General features: G+C 58.9%; 1 protein-coding gene. It reads right to left on the bottom strand.

Translation table 11 applies throughout. The annotated features are described in order from the left end of the window. Positions 1-1,149, bottom strand: a 1,149-nt coding sequence (locus HP547_RS25270; RefSeq protein ID WP_372242931.1) for an immunoglobulin-like domain-containing protein, incomplete at both ends; no start/stop codon positions are given.

Below are 1,149 nucleotides of genomic sequence, written 5' to 3' on the forward strand. Positions count from 1 at the left end.
TGCTCAGCGTCACAACCAGGTCGTTGGCCAATGCAGTGTTGATGTGCACGGTGAAGGTCGGCTTCACATTCTCGGCGACCGATACCTGGTCAGCCGTGATGGTGACCTTGACGATGTCACCTTCGTTACCGCCACCCGGGTTTGGATTGCCTGGCGTGCCTGGCTCATCGGTAACCGTGGTGCTGACCGGGGTCTTGTCCAGGGTCAGTTGTTCGAACTTCCACGCATCTGCACCGCTGACGTCGGCAATAGCCTTCACGACCGGGTCGTTGGCGCCAACATACACGTTGTCTGGTGCAGTGACTGTAATTGAGCCGGTGTTGCTGTTGGCGGGTACCACAACAACGGTCTTGCCATCGCTTAGCGTGAAGTACAGCGCCGAGTGGTTATCCACCGGCAGGCCGTCCTCGTTGGTCAGCGTGACGGTATAAGTGATCTCGCCACCTTCGGTTACCGAAGGTGTAGCAGTCAGTCTGGCGACGACTTCACTGATAGTGTCCGAGATTTCAACGGTAGCCGGGCCACCGATGACCAGGTGCTCGAAGGTGGCACCCTGGACAGTGGCGTTGGTGACGCTGAGGGTGAGAGAGCCAGCGTCCTTGATGACATCATCGCCTTGGGCGGAGGCCTTGTATTCGACTTCGGTTTTACCGGCTTCGATAGTCACCTTGTCGCCGTTGGACAGGGTAACAGTCAGTGGACGGTCCAGTGCCTGGCTTACTTTCACTGTGAAGGACGGCTGCTGGTCCTCGGTCACGTTGCCATTGCTGACGATGCTGACGGTGACGGTATCGACACTGTCATTGATGACAGTCGACGCCGGAGTCAGGTTGGGGGTCAGCTGCTCGAAGTTACCGCCGGTGGCGTTCTCGATGGTGACGCTGACGGTGGAACCGTTGTTGTAGACGTCGTTAACCGGGGTCTGGAAGTCGACACTGCCCTGGGTCTTGCCCGCTTCAACAGTGATGGTCTGGCCGTTGGACAGAGTCACGGTCAGCGGCGTCTGAGCAGGGTTGCTCAAAGTCACGGTGTAGGTGATCACGCCGCCTTCGGTCACCGACGGGCTGGCCGTCAGGGTCGCGGTAGTGGTGTCGACCGAATCATTGATCGTGGTTTGAGCAGGGGTCGGGTTCGGGGTCAGCTGCTCGA

Source organism: Pseudomonas sp. CM27, assembly GCF_013179515.1.
Taxonomy (GTDB): domain Bacteria; phylum Pseudomonadota; class Gammaproteobacteria; order Pseudomonadales; family Pseudomonadaceae; genus Aquipseudomonas.